Annotated in this window: 1 protein-coding gene and 3 pseudogenes; all 4 read left to right on the top strand. The window is 35.0% G+C overall.

Going from position 1 to position 2,198, the window contains the following annotated elements:
- Positions 1–281: 281 nt before the first annotated feature.
- Positions 282–347, top strand: a pseudogene (locus tag HH219_RS21485) (Mobile element protein); the annotation flags it as partial.
- 407 nt (positions 348–754) lie between these two features.
- Positions 755–1,483 carry an AAA family ATPase gene (locus HH219_RS21480; protein ID WP_249118588.1) on the top strand — a complete coding sequence of 243 codons (729 nt, stop codon included), beginning with the start codon at positions 755–757 and terminating at the stop codon, positions 1,481–1,483.
- Between the two features lie 115 nt (positions 1,484–1,598).
- Positions 1,599–1,949: pseudogene (locus HH219_RS21475) on the top strand (IS3 family transposase); the annotation flags it as partial.
- 116 nt (positions 1,950–2,065) lie between these two features.
- A pseudogene (locus HH219_RS22225) lies at positions 2,066–2,185 on the top strand (trehalase family glycosidase); the annotation flags it as partial.
- Positions 2,186–2,198 lie beyond the last annotated feature (13 nt).

The following is a 2,198-nucleotide window of genomic DNA, read 5'->3' as shown; positions in this document are numbered from 1 at the left end:
GTTTTAATGTAAATAAAGATGACATATATGGTCACTCCGCCTGAGTCAAATTTTCAGGTGGTTTTTTATTCTTTTACAGTACATTTTTGTTATTACATGATGATCACCGCGCCAGCGAGTTTTTACTAATAAAGGTAACGGTCCTATGACATATATCCGGCGTCTAATGGCTATTTCGTTGCCGCGCCCTAAATTAATAAAGATGACACCCATCCTAAAGTTTGTATTTTTCATATTTTTTACTGGCTTTTAATTAGTATTAGAAATGAACAGGTTGATGCATGGCAACTGCAAGAAAGCGCCAAGTAAGTTTGGTTGATACAAAGTATTATCACTGCATTTCACGTTGAGAAATAAAGATTGTACTCATCCTAAAAAAAAAATAAAAAGGACACCCATCCTAAAGTTTGTATTTTTTGCAAACAAAGATGACACCCATCCTAAAGTTTGATACTTGAATGCAAGAAGAGATAAACTTTTAGCCCAAAAGAGTAAACTTAGTAGCGCAGTTTTGAAATAAACAAAGATGACACCCATCCTAAAGTTTGATACTTGAATGCAAGAAGAGATAAACTTTTAGCCCAAAAGAGTAAACTTAGTAGCGCAGTTTTATTTACTCAATTAAAGTGGCGGTCTAGTTTATTTCGTATTAAAAAGGCATTTTCGCTAATTACGAATAATTATTATATGTTATAGTTTAGATATATATTAAGTGCTCATTGCTTTTACAAAAATAGGAATTTAACAGTTGTTTTTGAATGAAATAATCCTCGAACGCGAAAAGGTCAAAAACTGGGATCAATATCCATTCAATATTGCTTCAATATCTAATTTTAGTAAATTAACATTTCCGTCAAACGTAACCTTCTTAGTTGGCGAAAATGGAAGTGGGAAATCGACTATCATAGAAGCTATTGCTATTGCTTTGGGGTATAACAGTGAAGGTGGTACTAAGAATTTTAACTTTTCCACTCAGCATACGCACTCAGAATTACACGATTATTTAAAACTAAAATTTTTTCTCTCAAGGCCTAAAGATGGTTTTTTTTATCGTGCGGAAAGTTTCTATAACGTAGCTTCAAATATTGACGAATTGAATAGGTATGGTCTGAAATCATTGTTACCTAGTTATGGGGGGAAATCATTGCATGAACAGTCTCATGGCGAATCTTTTTTAAGCTTAATATTGAACAGGTTTTCAGGAAATAGTATGTTTATTTTGGATGAGCCGGAAGCTTCACTTTCACCGACTAGACAAATGACTTTTATGGCAATTATAAATGAGCTAGTTAAAAATAATTCACAATTTATTATTGCTACACACTCACCTATTCTCCTTGCTTATCCAGGAGCTAGTATTTATCAAATATCTGAGTCCGGTTTTGAGTGCGTTGATTATAAGGACACTGAAGCGTATCAAATAACACAAGCTTTTTTAAAAAATCCAGACCGTATGTTCAGAGAACTTTTCAAATCAGATTAAAATAACCTGCTTTACGAAATGTTAGTTAAAAAATACTAAAGAGTACATACCCCTCTCTGTCAGACTAGTTGTCGCGCTTAATATTTAACCATTAAATAGAGGGTGTGGAGTAACAATGAAACATTATTCAGCGCAAAGCAAAGAGTCGGCTCTTCAGAAGATGATGCCTCCAAATAATATAGCAATAGCCCAATTATCTATCGAGATGGGTATTGGTGAATCAACCTTGTATAATTGGCGAAAACAAGCAATCGATAAGGGGCATTTAGTGCCAGGTAATGGAAAGAATGCTGAGCAGTGGTCATCAGCAAATAAATTTTCAGTCGTGTTGGAAACAGCCTCTTTAAATCAAGCTGAGTTAGCGGAATATTGCCGAAGTAAAGGTCTTTATGTGGAACAAGTATCGGCTTGGCGAAATGCGTGTATGGATGCAAACGCTAACGTTAAAGAGCAGGAAAATAAACAAACAAAGATGACACCCATCCTAAAGTTTGATACTTGAATGCAAGAAGAGATAAACTTTTAGCCCAAAAGAGTAAACTTAGTAGCGCAGTTTTATTTACTCAATTAAAGTGGCTGTCTAGTTTATGCGAACCAGATAACCGTGCTGGTGGCGGTGAATACAGTGTACAGCAAGGGTTTGGCTGGACAAATGGCGTGACTTCGCGGTTTTATAGGTTAGTCTTTTTGGCTGGTTCTTAATAAACTATATTTG

This window comes from Pseudoalteromonas sp. NEC-BIFX-2020_015, assembly GCF_012952265.1.
Lineage (GTDB): Bacteria > Pseudomonadota > Gammaproteobacteria > Enterobacterales > Alteromonadaceae > Pseudoalteromonas > Pseudoalteromonas neustonica.
Note: the sequence above shows the minus strand (reverse complement) of the source record. Positions and strands in the feature narration are given on the sequence as shown.